The 16,953-nt window shown below is 70.3% G+C and carries 11 protein-coding genes and 1 pseudogene; 3 read left to right on the top strand and 9 right to left on the bottom strand.

Annotation, left to right across the window (positions count from 1 at the left end):
* Positions 1-4: 4 nt before the first annotated feature.
* The 3 genes from ACOOHF_RS10780 to ACOOHF_RS10770 all read right to left on the bottom strand — a co-directional run bounded on the left by ACOOHF_RS10780 (position 5) and on the right by ACOOHF_RS10770 (position 5,480).
* A complete protein-coding gene (locus ACOOHF_RS10780; RefSeq protein ID WP_420461688.1) occupies positions 5-3,040 on the bottom strand; it encodes a molybdopterin-dependent oxidoreductase in 3,036 nt (1,011 codons plus the stop codon).
* On the bottom strand, positions 3,037-4,614 hold the full coding sequence (locus ACOOHF_RS10775) for a 4Fe-4S dicluster domain-containing protein (RefSeq protein WP_420461687.1): 1,578 nt from the start codon (positions 4,612-4,614) through the stop codon (positions 3,037-3,039). The genes ACOOHF_RS10780 and ACOOHF_RS10775 overlap by 4 nt, the downstream gene beginning before the upstream one ends.
* 62 nt (positions 4,615-4,676) lie before the next feature.
* Positions 4,677-5,480, bottom strand: a complete 804-nt coding sequence (locus ACOOHF_RS10770) for a 2-keto-4-pentenoate hydratase (protein WP_420461686.1) — start codon at positions 5,478-5,480, stop codon at positions 4,677-4,679.
* A 95-nt stretch (positions 5,481-5,575) separates the two neighbouring features.
* Here ACOOHF_RS10770 and ACOOHF_RS10765 point away from each other — a divergent pair, with 95 nt between their 5' ends.
* Together ACOOHF_RS10765 and ACOOHF_RS10760 are read left to right on the top strand one after the other, a co-directional pair.
* Positions 5,576-6,946: an NAD-dependent succinate-semialdehyde dehydrogenase gene (locus ACOOHF_RS10765; protein ID WP_420461685.1), complete on the top strand. Its 1,371-nt coding sequence runs from the start codon at positions 5,576-5,578 to the stop codon at positions 6,944-6,946.
* Positions 6,946-7,443 carry a hypothetical protein gene (locus ACOOHF_RS10760; RefSeq protein ID WP_420461684.1) on the top strand — a complete coding sequence of 166 codons (498 nt, stop codon included), beginning with the start codon at positions 6,946-6,948 and terminating at the stop codon, positions 7,441-7,443. The genes ACOOHF_RS10765 and ACOOHF_RS10760 overlap by 1 nt, the downstream gene beginning before the upstream one ends.
* Here the strand turns inward: ACOOHF_RS10760 and cysC are convergent.
* The 5 genes and pseudogenes from cysC to ACOOHF_RS10735 all read right to left on the bottom strand — a co-directional run.
* Positions 7,436-8,014: pseudogene (cysC, locus tag ACOOHF_RS10755) on the bottom strand (adenylyl-sulfate kinase); the annotation flags it as partial. The gene ACOOHF_RS10760 and the pseudogene cysC sit on opposite strands and share 8 nt — an antisense overlap.
* A gap of 37 nt (positions 8,015-8,051) precedes the next feature.
* Positions 8,052-11,282, bottom strand: coding sequence for an efflux RND transporter permease subunit (locus ACOOHF_RS10750; RefSeq protein ID WP_420461683.1), 3,231 nt, complete (start codon positions 11,280-11,282; stop codon positions 8,052-8,054).
* A complete protein-coding gene (locus ACOOHF_RS10745; RefSeq protein WP_420461682.1) occupies positions 11,279-12,625 on the bottom strand; it encodes an efflux RND transporter periplasmic adaptor subunit in 1,347 nt (448 codons plus the stop codon). Before ACOOHF_RS10745 ends, ACOOHF_RS10750 begins: the two co-directional genes overlap by 4 nt.
* A gap of 9 nt (positions 12,626-12,634) precedes the next feature.
* A complete protein-coding gene (locus ACOOHF_RS10740) occupies positions 12,635-14,179 on the bottom strand; it encodes an efflux transporter outer membrane subunit (RefSeq protein WP_420461681.1) in 1,545 nt (514 codons plus the stop codon).
* Positions 14,176-14,898, bottom strand: a complete 723-nt coding sequence (locus ACOOHF_RS10735; protein WP_420461680.1) for a TetR/AcrR family transcriptional regulator — start codon at positions 14,896-14,898, stop codon at positions 14,176-14,178. The genes ACOOHF_RS10740 and ACOOHF_RS10735 overlap by 4 nt, the downstream gene beginning before the upstream one ends.
* Before the next feature lie 153 nt (positions 14,899-15,051).
* On the opposite strand from ACOOHF_RS10735, the gene ACOOHF_RS10730 reads away from it, so the two are divergent.
* The gene (locus tag ACOOHF_RS10730) at positions 15,052-16,773 is read left to right on the top strand and encodes a gamma-glutamyltransferase (protein ID WP_420461679.1); all 1,722 of its coding nucleotides are present in this window, start codon (positions 15,052-15,054) and stop codon (positions 16,771-16,773) included.
* Here ACOOHF_RS10730 and ACOOHF_RS10725 read toward each other — a convergent pair.
* On the bottom strand, positions 16,770-16,910 hold the full coding sequence (locus tag ACOOHF_RS10725; RefSeq protein ID WP_419942391.1) for a hypothetical protein: 141 nt from the start codon (positions 16,908-16,910) through the stop codon (positions 16,770-16,772). The genes ACOOHF_RS10730 and ACOOHF_RS10725 overlap by 4 nt on opposite strands.
* Positions 16,911-16,953: the final 43 nt, after the last annotated feature.

Raw genomic sequence — 16,953 nt, 5'->3', positions numbered from 1 at the left:
GGGTCTACGCCTGGTCGGGCAGGTCGTACGCGTCGCGGACGGGGCGGAGGGGGCGGATCAGCCAGTGGGGTCGCCGGGTTCCGTCCGGCGAATGCCGCCGGGCGCCCCGGGTCTTCTTCAGCCAGTTCCGGTACACGTCGTGAGCCTTCGCCGTGTCGACGTGGATGTCGCCGTGACGGTCGCGGCGGGACGCCTTCACGACGCGAACCGCCTGGTGCCAGCAGTGCATCCCGGACACCGGGTCGGGATGGACGGGAAAGGTGAGATTCTGGTGCACCCCCACGTCCGTCCACCAGATGCGCGAGGTGTCCGGGTCCTCGGTCTTGTACGGCCCCGCGCCCCGCTTCCGCGACAGGTTCCAGCCGCCCGCCGAGTCCTCATCCATCGCAACGGTCGCCATGAGTTGCCGCTGGCCGAGGACGCCCTCGCGCTCGCCGCGCCCGGCCCGCCCCGGCTCTTTCGTCCCGGCACCGTCCGCCAGCTTCCAGCGTCCCATGTGGTGGCTGCACGCGACGACGCCCGGCTTGATCCCCTCCGTGACCCACGCCTTGAGGACGAAGTGGCCGATCTCCGTCTCGACCCGCACGAGGTCCCCCGTCCTCACCCCCATCCGCGCCGCGTCCGTGCGGTGGAGCCAGAGCGGGTTCGTGTGCGCGATCTCATCCAGCCACTTGCTGTTGGCCGAACGGGTGTGGATCTGCACCGGGAGCCGGAAGGTGGAGATGAGGCACATCTGGTCCGGCGCCATCTCGGCCGGATGCACGTGGCTCCGGATGTAGGCGGGGACCGCGTACTCGGGCCAGCCCCAGCGCACGAGGGTGGGCGAGTAGAACTCGAGCTTCCCGCTCGGGGTCGGGAAGCCGCGGCGGATGGAGCCATCGGGCACGCGCACACCCACCGGGCGGCGTCCCTCCGGGTCGTCGTCGGGGACGCCCATCGGCGCCAGATTGACCGCTGCGGGACTCGGGGCGCGCGTATAGATGCGGCCGAACTCGTCTTCCCGAGGGTCCAGGAATTCCTCAGGCAATACCTGTTCCTCGTACAGGGGGCCGATATCGCGCGCCACCTCGAAGGCGCCGAAGCGTCGCATGTACTCCAGTGGCGAGAGCCCCTCGGCCTCCGCCGCCTCCGGGAGACCGGGGACGGAGTGGTCGAATATCCAGCCGTAGTATTCGTCCACGGTGAGCCGCTGGCCGGGGGTTTCCTTCGACTCCACGAACTCGCGAATGCCGCGGCTCCCGTCCGGGTCTATGCGCCACGAGAGTTCGAGCCAGAACTCGTTCTCCTCCCAGACCTCCCCGGGGTTGGTGTGGCGGGTGTCCGCCACCTGCTCGCCGAGACGCTGCCGCGCGGAACGGAGGACGGGCTGCCGGAAGGCGATCCACTGGCCGTCGTGGGTCTCGTAGGAGTGCAGGTCGTGGCGCTCGGGGCCGTGGCCCATGGGGAGGACGTAGTCCGCGAAGTAGGCCGACTCGTTCCAGGTCGGTGTGAGGGCGACGTGGAGACCGACCTTCGTCTCGTCCGTGAGGGCTTCGATCCAGGAGAACCCGTCCGGGTTCGTCCACACCGGGTTGTAGACGCGCGTGAAGTACACGTCGAGCTTCCCCCGGCCCTCCTTGAGGAAATGTGGGAGGAGGAAGGAGACCTCGTACATCGAGAGCGGATACTCCTCGGGCCACGTGAGTTCGTTCCAGTGTTCCGGGTGACGGGGCATCCGGATCGGTTTCGGGATGAACTTGTTCCACGTGCTCGGATAGGTCCCGCCCGGCGTCGCCACGGATCCGGTGAGGGCGTTCAGGAAGAAGAGGGTCCGGGCCACCTGCCAGCCGCCTTCGTTGCCCGAGGCGGCGCTACGCCAGGTGTGGGTGGACAGCCGCGAACCCGCCCGGGCCACGATTTCCGCCACTTCGCGCAGTTGAGCGGCGTCGATCCCCGATTCCTCAGCGGCCCACTCGAAGGTGCAGTCCTCGTAGAGTTCGCGCAGCGCGCTCTCGAACGATTCGAACGTCCGCGGCAGCTCCGGTTTCTCGGCCGCCAGGTACTCCTCCCAGTTGAACCAGCGGCGGACGAATTCCCGGTCCCAGGCCCCTGTCGTGATCAAGTGGTTCGCGATCGCGAGCAGGACGGCCGCCTCGGAGCCGGGCTGCGTGGGGAGCCAGTGGTCGGCGTGCGTGGCGGTGTTCGACAGACGTGTATCGAACACGATGAGGCGCGCGCCCTTCTTGATCCCGTCCATGATGCGCTGGGCGTGGGGGTTGAAGTAGTGGCCGGCCTCGAGATGGGCACTCACCAGGAGGATGACGTCGGCGCGGGCGTGGTCGGGGCTGGGGCGGTCCATGCCGAGCCAGAACTGGTAGCCGGCGCGGGCGCTCGAGGAGCAGATGTTCGTGTGCGAGTTGTGCCCGTCGATGCCCCACGCGGCGAGCAGGCGTTCGGTGAACCCGTCCTCGCCCGGCCGTCCCACGTGGTACATGATCTCGCGCTGTCGTCCCTCGTCGAGGGCCGTGCGGATGCGGTTCGCGATGTCGGTGAGGGCTTCCTCCCACGAGACCCGCACCCACTTTCCTTCGCCGCGCGCGCCGGCCCGCTTGAGGGGGTAGAGGACACGGTCGGGGTCGACGATCTGGTTCAGCGTGGCCGGGCCCTTGGCGCAGTTCCGGCCCCGGGAGCCGGGGTGCTCGGGGTTCCCCTCGAACTTCCGCACCTGGAGCGTGTCGCGATCGACGTAGGCGAGGAGTCCGCACGCCGACTCGCAGTTGAAGCACGTCGTCGGCACGAGCATGTAGCGCCGCTCGCGCCGCTTCGGCCATGCCTTCGAGTCGAGTTCGACCCAGTCGTCCCACCGTTCGCGGGGCGGGAAGGCGGCGAGGTGCGTGCGGCTGGGACCGGGATAGAAGGTCTCGCCGCGGCGCTCGGTCTCGTGTCGCGCCGCGCTCACCCGCTCGTTGAGTTCGTCGAGTCGGCGCGAGACGCCGTCGGGGCCGGCCCCGTTCGGCCCGGCGCCGGAGCCGTCGGGACCGGGGCCGCGGGAGGCGCTCATGCGAGGGGCACGGACTGGCCGGCCTGAACGTAGGCGTGCTCGTGCGCGAGCAGGCCCGCGAGGGCGGCGATGCCGGCGGCCGGCGCCACCCAGGCGCCGCCGAGGGGGATCACCGTCAGGGCGGCGGCCAGCGCCACGAGCAGGGCACCACTCCAGAACCAGGGGGCGTAGCGGCCGCGCACCATGTTCCGGGCGGCGAGGGCGGCGTGGGCCGTCGCGTGCGTGAGCGTAAGTTCGGAGAGCAGGAGCAGGAGGTGCGCGGCGGCGGACAGCCCGACCAGCCGGCCCAGCGCGGCGGACCCGCCGAGCGACGGGACGAGCATCAGGGCCGCGCCGCCGGCCAGCACGGCCTGTACGAGGAAGTGCGGCGGCAGAAGCGGATTCTGCCACAGATCGCGCGCCTTGGCCTGCGCGAAGAGGTAGGCCGTGTAGACCGCGGTCATGGCCGCCAGGGGCGCCCCCGCCCAAGCCAGCCAGCGGGTCGCCGCCACGCCTCCGTCGCCGCCGATCAGCCCCGCCGCGAGGTGCGCGGTGAGGGCCAGGCCGTAGCCCGCGATCACGAACGCCCCCCGGACGAGCCAACTCTTCATGTGGGGCCGCGTGAAGATCATGAAAAAGCGCTCGGGGTGCTCGAGATCCCAGATCAGGAGCCCGCCCGTGACGGCGAGCGCGAATAGCCCCAGGAGAGGCGTGAGCCTGAGCCATTCCGCGCCCTGCCAGGCGAGGCCGCCGAGCAGGCAGAGGAGCAGCGCCGCCAAGTACACGCCGGCCGAGACCCCCTTGGTGAGCGTGTACAGGCTCACGCGCCAGTCCCAGGGCACGGTGTGCGACACATCGTACGAGAGGATGGCCGCGGCCGAGGAATTGGGACCGTGGCGGCCGTCCGCCTCCATCGGGTACGGCTGGCCCGACCCGATCTCGTGCGGGCCACGGGGCTGCTCGCTCCACATGTACAGCCCCCCGCCGGGGCGGACGGCGGCGAGCGGATCGAGCGTGGCCTGGTGCGCGCCCTTGTAGAACAGCTTCGGGTGCGTCTCCTTCTCGGGCCGCCGGACGCTCACCGGGTCGCGGCCCACGTACTGCGACACCTTCGACTCGGGGTCGTCGAGGTCGCCGACGATGATCGCCTCGGTCGGGCACACGGTGACGCAGGCCGGCTCCAGCCCCATGTCGATGCGGTGCGCGCAGAAGTTGCACTTCTCCGCCGAGTGGTCCTCCGGGTTGATGAAGATGGCGTCGTAGGGGCAGGCGGCGATGCAGGCCTTGCAGCCGATGCAGATCGACTTGTCGAAGTCGACGATCCCGTCGGGGCGCCGGAACATGGCCTGCGTGGGGCACGCCGTCGTACACGGCGCATCGTCGCACTGGTTGCAGCGCGTGACCTGGTACGCGCGCCGGGTGGCGGGAAACGTCCCGACGTCGGCGTATTTCACGTACGTGCGCGTGACGCCGAGCGGCACCTCGTTCTCGGACTTGCACGCCGTCGTGCAGGCGTGACAGCCGATACAGCGCGTCTGATCGATGACCTTCGCCCAGCGGACCGGGCCGGCCTCTGTCGGCGTGGACTCTGGCATGCAAGCTCCTGGGTCAATGGCGCTGCTATGTTCCCCTGTCGTGAGGGGCCGGGCAAGCCCGCTCAGTCGGTCAGGACCACCCCGAGGCCGGGGAGGTCCACGCCGCTCACTTCGACCCGCCAGCGCTCGCCGGCGGCGAGCGGTTCGAGCGCGGTCATCGTCCCCGTGCTCACGACGCCGCCCGAAGCGGGCATCCCGCCGCCATCGAAGCGCGGCAGGAGCCGGGGCACGAAGTCCAGCGCCGCGAGCGGGTGGCCGAGTACGTCGCGCCCCCGCCCTCGGGCCGACGGACGTTCGTCCCGCAGGAGCCGGACCTCGAGCCGGTCGAGGCGGGCGATCCTCTCCTCGAAGCGCGGCGCCGCCCGTTCGATGCGGGAGCCGATGACGAGCGCCCCGTGCAGTCCGAAATCCGCCACCGAGTCCGCGGGCGTGAGGTGCCAGTCGGGATAGTGGCAGTCGACGATCTCGAACCCGAGCGCGACCCAGGCCGGCCGGGCCGGGGCCTCGGCCCCCGAGATCCCGCCGTCCGGATCGACCCCGAAGACGACCTCCACCTCGATGCGCGGTGCGCAGAAGGCGGCGAGCGATACCCGGGCGGTTGGCGCCGCGGCGTGGATGGTCCGGTCGTAGACGGGGGCCACGATGGGCTCCTCCATCCCGAACCGGGACCAGATCGCCTTGTTCGTGAAGCCCACCTTGCAGCCCGCCCGCCGGTATCCGCGCTCGCGGAGGCGACGGTCGAGCGCCGCGCCGACCCGATACGCCTCGTCGAGGCCGAACCCGGCGCCGTGCCGGGTCGGCGGCGTCGTCGCGTGGCGCCCGTCGCGGGCGGAGAGGAGCGCGCGGGCGATTTCGGCTTCGGTCACGGGGCGCTCCTGCGCGGAGGTCGGCCGGGGCTTGCGACTGGCGCACGGAAACCGGACGATGCGCCCCATGGTAACGTTCCGCGAGGGAGGATGAGATGCCCTTCGAGAGTATAGATCCTGCGACAGAGGAACAGCTTGCCTCGTTCCCGGCCCTCGACGCGGCCGGGATCGATGCGGCTCTCGACCGGGCCCGGCGCGGCTTCGACGCGTGGAAGCGGGTGTCGCTGGACGAGCGGGTGCGGCGGCTGCTCGCCCTCGCGGATCTCGTCGAGCGCGGGCAGGACGCGTACGGCCTCCTCATGACCCGCGAGATGGGGAAGCCGCTCGCCAGCGCGGTAGCCGAAGCGGAAAAGTGCGCCTGGGTGTGCCGCTACTACGCGGAGCACGGCCCCGCCCAACTCGAATCCGAACCCTTCGAGTCCACCGGCGCGAGCTGCTGGGTCGAGTACCACCCCCTGGGAGCCGTCCTCGGGATCATGCCCTGGAACTTCCCCTTCTGGCAGGCGATGCGCTCCGCGGTCCCGACGCTGATGGCGGGCAACGTCTTCCTGCTCAAGCATTCGCCGAACGTCCCGCAGTGCGCCATCGCCCTCGAGGGCCTGTTCGCGCGCGCCGGCTTCCCCGAGGGCGTGTTCCAGAACCTCTTCGCCGAGATCGAGGACATCCCGCGCCTGCTCGACGACCCCATCGTCCAGGCAGCCTCCCTCACCGGCTCCGTCGCCGCCGGCTCGTCGCTCGCGGCCGAGGCGGGCCGCCGCATCAAGACGACCGTGCTCGAACTCGGCGGCAGTGATCCCTTCATCGTCATGGAGAGCGCCGACCTCGAGCGGGCCGTCGCCACCGCGGTCGACGCTCGCATGTGGAACAACGGCCAGTCCTGCATCGCCGCCAAACGGATGCTCGTCCAGCGTTCGATCGCCGACGAGTTCGCGGCGCGCCTGATCGAGCGCGTCTCGGCGCTCAAGGTCGGCGACCCCCGGGACCCCGAGGTCGCGATCGGACCGCTCGCGCGGCGGGACCTGCGGGACAAGGTCGCGCGCCAGGTGGAGGCCACGGTGGCGGCGGGCGCCCGGGTCGCCGCGGGCGGCGGCGTACCGGAGCGCCGCGGGTGGTTCTACGATCCGACCGTCCTCGTGGATGTGCCGGACGGCTCCCCGGCCACCGATGACGAGATCTTCGGACCGGTCGCGAGCGTCTTCCCCGTCGAGGATCTGGACGAGGCCATCGAACGCGCCAACGCCACCGAGTTCGGCCTCTGTTCCGCAATCTGGACGAACGATCCCCACGAGCGGGCGCGCGCCGTTCGCGACCTCGAGGCGGGCGGCGTGTTCATCAACGGGATGTCGGCTTCGGATCCCCGCGTCCCCTTCGGAGGCGTGAAACGCTCCGGGTACGGACGCGAACTCGGCCCCCACGCGATCCGCGAGTTCGTCAACGTGAAGACCGTGTGGGTCGGCGAGGACTGATGCGGCTGGCCGTCGCGGCGCCGCTCGCTGGACTGGTCGCGGCGGGGTGTCTCGCGACGGGGAGCGTACTGGAGTACCGGGGGACCGGCCTCGCCCGCTGCTACCGGCTCGAATACGAGGCGCTGTGGGAGGGCGTCGTGGAGGCCGTCCGCTACGCCGGGCTCGTCATCGAGCGGGAGAACGTGGGGAACGGCTTCGTGCTCGCCCACAGCTACGAGCCCGAGATCGAGGCCCCGGAGGAGATGGCCCTCGAAGCGGACCAGGGCGAAGTCGTCGGTGTCTTCGTCGAGCGCGAGGGGCCGGACGTGTGGGCCGTAGAGGTCGTCAGCCGCGCCCGCTTCCGGTTCGACCCGAGCCCGCGCGACTGGACCGGGCCCGTGTTCTTGGCTCTCGAGAACCGCCTCCCCGCCGAAGCCAGCGCCCCGAACGAGGATCTGGCCGCCTGCGCCCGCGTGAGAAGCCTGACTCCTCCCGCCCCGGGCCGAAGCCCTACGTGAACTCGGCCACGACGAGTTCGACGCACGCCTCCGGCGAACGCTCCTCGGTATCCAGCCGGAGTTCGGGCCGCTCGGGCCGTTCATAGGGGGCGTCCACGCCGGTCAGGTTCCGGATTTCGCCCCGTTTCGCCCGGGCGTAGAGGCCCTTCGGGTCGCGGGCCGCGCAGGTGGCCGGCGAGGCGTCCACGAAGATCTCCTGGAACTCGCCGGGTTCGAACAGGTTGCGCGCGTAGTCCCGCCCCGCCCGGAACGGACTGATGAGCGCGACGATCACGATCAGGCCGGCATCGACCATCAGACGCGCTACCTCGGCCACGCGCCGGATGTTCTCCTCCCGGTCCGTTTCCGCGAACCCCAGGTCCCGGTTGAGGCCGTGGCGGAGGTTGTCGCCGTCCAGGAGATAGGTGTGGCGGCCCTCCGCCGTGAGCCGCCTCTCGAGCAGGTTCGCGATCGTGGACTTCCCCGACGCCGGCAGCCCCGTCAGCCACAGGCACTGCGCGCGCTGCAGCTTGAGCGCCTCGCGCGCCTCCCGCGTCACGTCGAAGTCCTGCCATTCGACGTTCAGCTCCCGCAATGGACCGCTCGCGCGCGCGAGTTCCACGCCGGCCTCAGGGACGCAGCGGCGGGGGTTCGAGCCCGCCCGTGGCCAGACCGAGTTCCGGCTCACGCCGCCCGCCGCGCCCGATCGCCCGCCTTACCCGGAGCGTGAGCGTGTGGTTCATCATCGCCAGCGCCGGCACGGCGAGCATGATGATGAAGGTCGCGAACAGGATCCCGAAGCCCAGACTCACCGCCATCGGGGAGAGGAACTGCGCCTGCGTGCTGCGCTCGAGGATGATCGGCGACACCCCCAGGAACGTGGTCACGGAGGTCAGCATGATCGGGCGGAAGCGGACCTTGGCCCCCTGCACGATGGCCTCCGCCATGGGGAGTCCCGCGCGCTGCCGTTCGTTGATGAAATCGATGAGGACGAGCGAGTCGTTCACGACCACGCCCGAAAGGCCCACGATGCCGAACATGGAGAGCATGCCGATATCGAGTCCCATGATGAGATGCCCGAGCGCCGCGCCGACGAGCCCCAGCGGAATCGAGGCCATGATGACGAGCGGCTGCACGTACGACCGGAACGGGATGGCGAGGAGCGCGTAGATCGCGAGCAGGGCGAGCAAGAAGCCGCGCGCGAGCCCCTCGAACGCCAGGGTCTGCTGTCTCTGCTCCCCGCCGAACCCGTAGCGGAGGCCCGGGAACCGGGTCTGAAGCTCCGGCAGGATCGCCGACGTGATCTCCGTGTTGACTTCCTGACCCGTGATGACGGCGGCGTCCACATCCGCCGTGACCGTCGCGATGCGGCGTCCATCGATCCGGTTGATCGTCGATGAGGCGACGCCGAACGACACGTCGGCGACCTCCGACAGCGGCGCCTCTCCGCCCGTCGGCGTCCGGATCCGGTAGTCCTGCAAATCCGCGAGCGTATTCCGCTCCGACTCCGGCAGCCTGACGTACACGCGGACCTCGTCGCGGCCGCGCTGCAGTCGATAGACCTCGTTCCCGAAGAAGGCCCCGCGTACTTGGCGCGCGAGGTCATCGAGCGTGATCCCGAGCGTTCGCGCGGCGGGCTTGAGTTCCAGTTCCAGCTCCCGCTTGCCCCGGCTCTGGTCGTCGCGGACCTCCGTCACCCCGGCGATGCGCGTCAGGCGGGAGACCAGTTCGGGAACAGCCGCCTTCAGCATCGCCGTGTCGGGGTGCGACAGCTCCACCTGCACGGGCGACCCGAGGTCGATGAGGACGGAACTGAAGGTGAGTTCGCGGGTGCCGGCGACGGGGCCCACGCGCTCCCTCCACGCCCGCTCCACTTCAATGGCCGGCACGCTGCGGATCTCCGGGTCGGACAATCGCAGGCTGACTTCGGCGATGTTCGACTGGATGAAGCTGGCCTCCGCGCTCATGCCGGGCCCTCCCGCCATCGAAGGCCGCTCCCCGACGCTCGTGAAGGTCGCCTCGATCAGCGGCGGTTCGTCCTCCGGCAGCCCCGCCTCGAGTTCCGCGACCGCCGCGTATCCCTCGCGCTCCACGTAGCTGGCGACTTCCAATGTGCGCTCGCTCGTCGTCCCCTCGGCCATCTCGATGTAGGCGACGACCTCCTCGCCCTCGATCACGGGGAGGAGGCTGAACCGCAGGTGGCGTCCCGCGACGAGTCCCGCCACGAGCAACAGGGAGGAGAGGGCCCCCAGCACAATCAGCCCCGGGCGCCGTACCGCGAATCGTACGGAGCGCTCCAGCGGGCCATCGATGAAGCGCTGCAGCTGCTTCTGCACGAGCGCCTGGAGGCGGTACACCGGTCCCAGCAGTCCCTTCTTCGCACGGTGCGCGCCCGGCGCCGGCAGGTGCGAGAGGTGGTAGGGAAGGATGAACAGGACTTCGACGAGCGACAGCACGAGCACCGAGATCACGATGGCGGGGATCACGTAGAGGAACTTCCCGAGGCTCCCGGGAACGAAGAGCAGCGGGGTGAACGCCGCCACGGTCGTGAGCACGGCGAAAATCACCGGCACGGACACGCGCCGCGTGCCCCGTATGGCCGCCCGCAGCCCGGGCGTCCCCTTTTCGCGTTCCGCGAAGATGTTCTCCCCCACCACGATCGCGTCGTCCACCACGATCCCGATTGCGAGGATGAAGCCGAACAGCGCCATCATGTTGATGGAGATGCCGAACCCCGCCATCACCGCGAACACGCCCGCGAAGGAGAGGCCGATCCCGACCGCCGTCCAGAACGCGAGGCGCAGGTCGAGGAAGAGGGCCAGCGCCACGAGGACGAGAATCAGACCGAGCCGGCCGTTCTTGATGAGGAGGTCGATCCGGCTCTGCAGGTATTCGGCTTCGCTGCGCCAGATGCTGTACTCGACGCCCCGCGGCAGCGAGCCCGCCAATTCATCCTCCAGATAGCGTTCGACGACATCAACGATCTCCAGGACGCGCTCGTCCCCCGTCCTCATGACCTTGACGAAGGCCGTCGGCTCCCCGTTGTAGGCGTTGATGAGGTCGTTGTTCTCGAAACCGTCCTGGACGTCGGCGATGTCGCCGAGGCGGAGCATCGAGCCGTCGACGCTCGCCCGCACGATGATGTCCGCGAAGTCCGACCGGGTGTAGTTCTGTCCCCGGATGTGGACGAGGATCTCCTCGCGATCGGTCTCGACGCTCCCCCCGGGCAGGTCGAGACTGCCGCGACGTACGGCCGCCGAGACTTCGTCGAGCGTGAGACCGTGCGCGCGCAGGGCATCCTTCGAAACTTCGATGGAGATCTCGTACTGCCGGACGCCGGAGACGCGCACGAGGGAGATCGTCGGCAGCGAGGTGAGGTCGTCCTTCACCCGGTTCGCGATCTCCTTGAGGGTCCGCTCGGGGGCATCCCCGAAGATCGCGATGTCCACGACGCCACTCTCGGCGGTGAGCGCGACGACCTCGGGCTCCTCCGCATCGAGGGGGAAACTCGTGATCCGGTCGACGGCGGACTTGATCTCGTCCAGCGTTCGAGACTGGTCCGTGCCGAGCGCGAGTTCGGCCATCACGACCCCCACGTTCTGCGAGGCCGCGCCCGTGATGCGGTCGATGCCCTGAATACCGGAGATGCGCTCCTCGATCCGCTGCACGATCGCCTGCTCGACTTCGTCGGGAGAGGCGCCGGGGTACTGGACCCGGATCTGGATCGTGTCCAGAGAGATCTCAGGGAAGGTCTCCTGCGGCAGGTTCACGAGGCTCACGATGCCCGCCACGATGATGAGCACCATGAGCAGGTTGGCGGCGACGCCGTGCTTGGCCATCCATGCGATGGCGCCCCTCATGAGCCGACTCCTTCGGGATCGGCGGTGCCTTCGGGATCAGCGGTGCCTTCGGGTTCGGTGGCGCCCGCGGGTGCCGCGTCCCAGCTCTGCGCGCTCTCGAGGAACTGCACCGGCTGCACGGTCATGCCATCGGTGACGAAGACGAGCATCGATACGATGACCGGGGTTCCGTCGACGATCGATCCGAGCACCATCGCCTCGTCATCCACCTCCTGGATCGGTTCGACCGGCGTCATGACGAGCAGCGTGTCGTCCTGCACCGTCCACAGCACGTCGCCGTCGCGCACGGCGCCGGCGGGGACGACGGCGTACTCCTCGAAGCTCGTCCCTTCGATGTCCACGGTCGCGTAGCTGCCGATCAGGAGCGGAGGCCGGTGAGGCTCATCCTCGATGGGCGTGAACGGCTCGGGAACCCGGACCACCACGTCGACGGTGCGCGTCTGCTCGTCGAGCGCCGCTTCCGCGCGGTCCACGTATCCGGACCATGCGTACTCGACCCCCCCGTACTCCGAGGTGATTCCGACCGGGATCCGGGTTTCGGCCTCGCCCGCCCGCGCGCTCCACAGGCGCTCGATCAGCGCCGCCTCGTTGTCGCTCAGCGGCACGACGATCTCCACCTCGTCCGTCGCGTACAGGCGGCCGACCGACTGCCCGGCCGCGACGAACTGCCCGAGGTCCACCGTCTCCTCGCGCACGATCCCGTTGAACGGCGCCCGGATCCACGTCCGTTCAAGTGCCAGCCGCGTGTCGTCCAGCCTCGCCGCGGCGCTCCTGAGGGCGGCCCTCGCCGCACCCAGTTGCGGTTGCCGCGTGACGAGCGCGTTGGGCGGCGTCGGATCGAGGTTCTCGCGGGCGGCGAGCCGCGCCCATTCATCGAGCGCCAGCCGCGCGTTCTCCTCGGCCTCCAGCAGGGCCACCTCGCGCTGGGCGACATCCGCGTCCGCCGCCTCCACGGCATTCTCGTAGTCCGCCGGATCCACGCGCAGGAGCGGCTCGCCCTCGAGGAAGCGCCCACCGCTGACGAGGGCGGGCGACGCCCAGATCACGCGTCCGCCGACCTGCGGCGCGATCGTGACTTCGGCGCTGGGCCGCACGGTGCCGCCGCCCCGCACCTTGATCGCCCCCTGCGTCACGCGGGCGGGCACCGTGCTCACCCTGGGGATCACCCGCGGCGGTTCCACCTCCGCCGGCTCGGCGCGCATCCCGAACAGGAGCGCGAAACCGAGCACCCCCACACCGATGACGATCGCTCCCTGTCCCAGCCGCTTCAGCAATCCCGGCCGCGAGGCGGGTGCCTCCGCCTCCTCGGCCCAGTACAGCGTCTGTCGCGTTCCGTCTTCCATCTCTCCGCCCTATCTCCGATCGGGGAGCGTCCGCGCTCCGCCCTCGTTGTCGCTCATGTCGACTTCTTCGACATCCTCCGCCACCCACGCGCCGCCCAGGGCGCGGTGGACGGCGAGCCGCGCCTCGCCGAACCCGCGTTCGGCGAGCACCCGCGTCGTCTCGGCCCCGTTCAGGTTGACCCTCGCGTCCAGGTACTCGACGTAGTCCCCGACCCCGCTCTGGTAGCGCTCGAGCTGGTTCTCGAGCGAGGCTCGGGCGTCCGCGACCTGTTCCATGACCTGCGCGTAGCGTTCCCGTTCGTTCTCGAACTGCCGCAGGCTCGTCCGCACTTCCCGGTAGGCGCCGAGCACCGTGCGCGCGTAGGCGATGAGGGCCTGGTCGTACTGCGCCCCGGCCGCCCCGAGGTTCGCCCGCAGCCGGCCCCCCTGGAAGATCGGCGCGACGATGCCGCCGATCAGGTTCGTGAACCACTGGTCGACGTAGAACAGGTTCTCCGCCTCGGCCGACTGGAAGCCCCCCGAGGCGTTCAGCGAGATGGACGGGAGCAGGTCCGCGCGGCGCGCCCCCACGCGCAGGCGGGCCGCCTCGACGCGCTCGAAGGCGGCCATCACGTCGGGCCGCGCCTCGAGCAGCGACATCGGCAGCCCGGCCGGGATCGGCGTCGGGTCGATCGCCGGCGCGAGGCCGGCCGGCAGCAGGTCGTCGATCGTCCCCGCGTAGCGTCCCAGGATGAGCGCGAGACGGCCCTCCGCGTCGTCCAACGCCGTGCGCAGCCCCGGAAGATTCGATTCGGCGGTCCGATACTGCTGCCGGATCGCGTACAGTTCGAAGGTGTTCGTGAGGCCGGCCTGGTATCGCTCCCGGGTGAGTTCGGCGCGTTCCCTCAGCAGGTCCACGTTGTCCTCGGCGATCGCGAGCTGGGCGCGCGCGGATACGACCTCGAGATACGTCGAGATCGTCGAGCCGATGACCGTGAGACGCACCGTTTCGGCATCCCCTCGCGAGGCGAGGAAATCCCGCACCGCGGCACCCGATTCGTTCCGCAGGCGCCCCCAGAAGTCGAGTTCGTACGAGAAGCCGAGCGAGGCGGAATAGGTGGTGAACTCGAAGCGGTCGGGGAAGGCGAACCCCAGCCCCGGGAACCCACCATCCCCGTCGCCCGCTCCGTCGTCGTCGCCGCCGAACTGGGAGCCGAGTCCGGTATTCGCCGGGGTGCTCGACCGGTTGGCGTCTCCGCTCAGGCTCAGCGCCGGGAAGAGCGGCGCCCGCGCGATCCGGTAGCGATGCCGCAGTTCCTCGAGCCGCGCGATCGCCTCCCGCAGGTCGAGGTTCCGGGTGAGGGCGGTCTCGATCAGGCGGTCCAGCGTCGGATCGTCGAACGCGCGCCACCAGGCGAGCGCTTCGGGTTCGACCTCGGCGGGCGGAGCCTCTACATCGTAGGCCTCGGGCATCTCCACCACCGTGGCGGGCATGCGGGGCGCCGGAGCGAGCGAACAGGCGCTCGCCGTCGCCAGCAGGAGCAGTCCGGCGCCGCGCCGCGGGAACGTTCTCATGCGCGCGCCTCCTCCCGGGCGGGGGCCGGGCGCAGCCCCCCGAGCAGGAGGTCGACGATGTGCGCCTTCCGCTCCTGCAGGAACCGATCGAAGTTCTCCACGGCGCGCGAATGGAAGAGTCGCACCGTCGGCAGCGCGACGAACGGAAACAGGCACGCGGAAACGATCGTGAGCAGCGTGTGCCGCAGGTCGACCTCGCGGATCTCCCCCGCGGCCATTGCCGTCCGCATCCTGTCCTCCAGCAGGAGCCCCGGCACTTCCTCACGTGCCTCCATCGCGGTGGTCAGGTGTCGCTCGAGCACCCCGCCGCCGCACAGACACTCGCTCAGCATGAGGCGGGCCATGTCCTGATGTTCGTAGATGTATTCGATGTATCCGTACACGAACGCGCGCAGGCTGTCCTCGAACCCCTGCTCCGCCCGCAGCGACTGGCTCAACCCGGTCATGAACTGGCGGCAGCCGTGCGCGAATACGGCCTCGTACAGCTGCTCCTTGGTGCGGAAGTAGTAGTGCAGCAGGGCGCGATTGATCGCCGCGCGGTCCGCGATCTCCTGGAGCCGCGCGCCATCCCGCCCCTTGCGGGCGAACACCTCGAGCGCCGCGTCGAAGATTCTCTGCTCGGTCCCCGGCGGTTCCGGCGCCCTCCCGGCCTTCGGCGTCGCCTCCATGCCCGGGTCGCCCGCCAGGGCGGCCGGGGCGGCTCCCGATTTCGCGACCATCATGATCTCCCGCAGTTATCAGGAAGGTTTAACGTTTTTGTCAACGGGGGCCGGACACTAGTCACGAGCCGGATCGACCGCAAGTTTACGCCCCCGGCTTGTGACCTTGGCAACGGGGCCGCGTGATTCGAGAGGTGGAGCGACGGAGGAGAGATGAAACCACGCATCCGGGTCTACACCGCGACCGTCGTCACCGTACTCGCGTTCGCGACGCTGCCGGTCGTCCTGAGGGCGCAGAGCGCGCCCCAGGTGGCGCGATCCGGGGACGGGGTCGTCGCCGCCGCGCAGCCGTTGGCGGCGGCCGCCGGCGCGCGCATGCTGGAACTCGGGGGCAACGCCGCCGATGCCGCCGTCGCCGCGGCCTTCGCGATCTCCGTGGTCGAACCGAGCATGAACAGCGTCGGGGGGCGGAACCAGATCCTCATCCGGACCCCCGACGGCAAGATCGCCGGCATCGACGGAACGACCTCGGTCCCGCTCGGATACGACCCCGCCACGGCGCCGAGCGCCGCGTACGGATACGCCACGGTCGGCGTGCCGGGAGCCGTGGCCGGGCTCATGCGGCTGCACGAGGAGTACGGCTCGCTGCCGCTGACCACGGTCATGGCCCCGGCGATCGACTACGCGGAGCACGGTTTCCGGCTGCTGCCGGGTGAGGCCCGCCGCCAGGCCGGCTCGCGGGCGCAGGTCGCCGAGTCCGAGGGAGCGCGGCGCTACTACCTGAAGCCGGACGGGTCGCCCTGGCAGCCGGGCGACCGCCTCGTCCAGTCCGACATGGCCGCGACGCTCAAGGCGATCTCGCTGGGCGGGGGAGACGCCTTCTATCGCGGCGGGATCGCCGACCGCATCGCCGCGGACATGGCGGCCAACGGCGGCTTCCTCACGCACGAGGCGCTGGACGCGTACCGGGCGGAGGATTCCCGGATCGTGCGGGGTTCGTACCGGGGGTTCGAGATCGTCGGGTCGGACATCCCGGCTTCGGGCGCCGTCGCGATCCTCGCCCTCCACATCGCGGAGGAGTTCGATCCCGACAGCATGAGCGACGAGGCGTGGGGCTCCGTCATCGCCCAGTCGCTGGCCCTCGCGATGACGCAATACCGGCGGGACAGTTCCGACTCCTCCGCCGTACGCGTAACGTCCAAGGCCTTCGCGCGCGAACTGGCCGAGCAGGTGCGGGTGCCCTCCGCGGCCACCATGGAATCGGGCTCGCGGTCCGGGGCGGCGATGTCCCCCCTCAGCCTCGCGCTCGCCGCGGGAGATCGCGATCTGTGGCTGCCGCCGGATGAGGGTCACACGACGCACCTCTCGGCGGCCGACGGGAACGGGATGGCGGTCGCCCTCACGCAGACGATCGGCCCCGGCATGGGAGCGAAGGTCGCGACGCCCGGACTCGGCTTCCTCTACGCGGTGACGCTGGGCGGCTACCTCGGGATCAGCGAGCCGGGGGAGCGCGCCCGCTCCGGGATCACCCCCTTGATGGTGCTCGACGACGGCGAACCGCTCCTCGTGCTCGGAGCCGCGGGGGGCATCCGGATCATCTCGGCGGTCGTCCAGGCGGTGACGCGGGTCATCGACGACGGCCTGGCGCTGCCTGCCGCGCTCGCGGCCCCGCGCGTGCATCCGGACTTCGGACCCGAGGGACTCGCCGGCTTCGCGGTGGAGGCGGGACCGGAGGACGGCTGGTCGGAGGCGTCGGTCGAGGCGTTCCGCGACATGGGGTTCGACATCACGGCCACGCCGCGACAGGGCGCCTTCGGGCGTATCCACGGCCTGCAGTACGACGCGGCGACCGGCACCTGGACCGGCGCCGCCGACCCCGACTGGGAGGGCGCCGCGGTCGCGCCCCGCCCGGCCGGAGTGAGCGGAGGCAACTAGCGGCGGAAGTCGCCCGCCTTCCACATCCCGCCCTTCACCTGGGCGATGGCGAGGTCGGAATCCACGTTGGCGGGCTTCGTGAGCAATCTCCCCACGCCGTCGATACCGCCGTCGCCAACCTGCACCATGTTCGGCAAGAGCCTCGGTATCCGTGTAACGGCCCACTTCTCAAATTCGAAC

Origin of the sequence: Candidatus Palauibacter sp. (assembly GCF_965216145.1) — a bacterium.
Lineage (GTDB): Bacteria > Gemmatimonadota > Gemmatimonadetes > Palauibacterales > Palauibacteraceae > Palauibacter.
Note: the sequence above shows the minus strand (reverse complement) of the source record. Positions and strands in the feature narration are given on the sequence as shown.

Excerpts from the sequence above, each read along its gene's own strand:
- ACOOHF_RS10730 (WP_420461679.1), top strand. The coding sequence starts at position 15,052 with ATGAAACCACGCATCCGGGTCTACACCGCGACCGTCGTCACCGTACTC.
- ACOOHF_RS10760 (WP_420461684.1), top strand. The coding sequence starts at position 6,946 with ATGCGGCTGGCCGTCGCGGCGCCGCTCGCTGGACTGGTCGCGGCGGGG.
- ACOOHF_RS10740 (WP_420461681.1), bottom strand. The coding sequence starts at position 14,179 with ATGAGAACGTTCCCGCGGCGCGGCGCCGGACTGCTCCTGCTGGCGACG.
- ACOOHF_RS10745 (WP_420461682.1), bottom strand. The coding sequence starts at position 12,625 with ATGGAAGACGGAACGCGACAGACGCTGTACTGGGCCGAGGAGGCGGAG.
- ACOOHF_RS10735 (WP_420461680.1), bottom strand. The coding sequence starts at position 14,898 with ATGGTCGCGAAATCGGGAGCCGCCCCGGCCGCCCTGGCGGGCGACCCG.
- ACOOHF_RS10750 (WP_420461683.1), bottom strand. The coding sequence starts at position 11,282 with ATGAGGGGCGCCATCGCATGGATGGCCAAGCACGGCGTCGCCGCCAAC.
- ACOOHF_RS10780 (WP_420461688.1), bottom strand. The coding sequence starts at position 3,040 with ATGAGCGCCTCCCGCGGCCCCGGTCCCGACGGCTCCGGCGCCGGGCCG.
- ACOOHF_RS10775 (WP_420461687.1), bottom strand. The coding sequence starts at position 4,614 with ATGCCAGAGTCCACGCCGACAGAGGCCGGCCCGGTCCGCTGGGCGAAG.
- ACOOHF_RS10765 (WP_420461685.1), top strand. The coding sequence starts at position 5,576 with ATGCCCTTCGAGAGTATAGATCCTGCGACAGAGGAACAGCTTGCCTCG.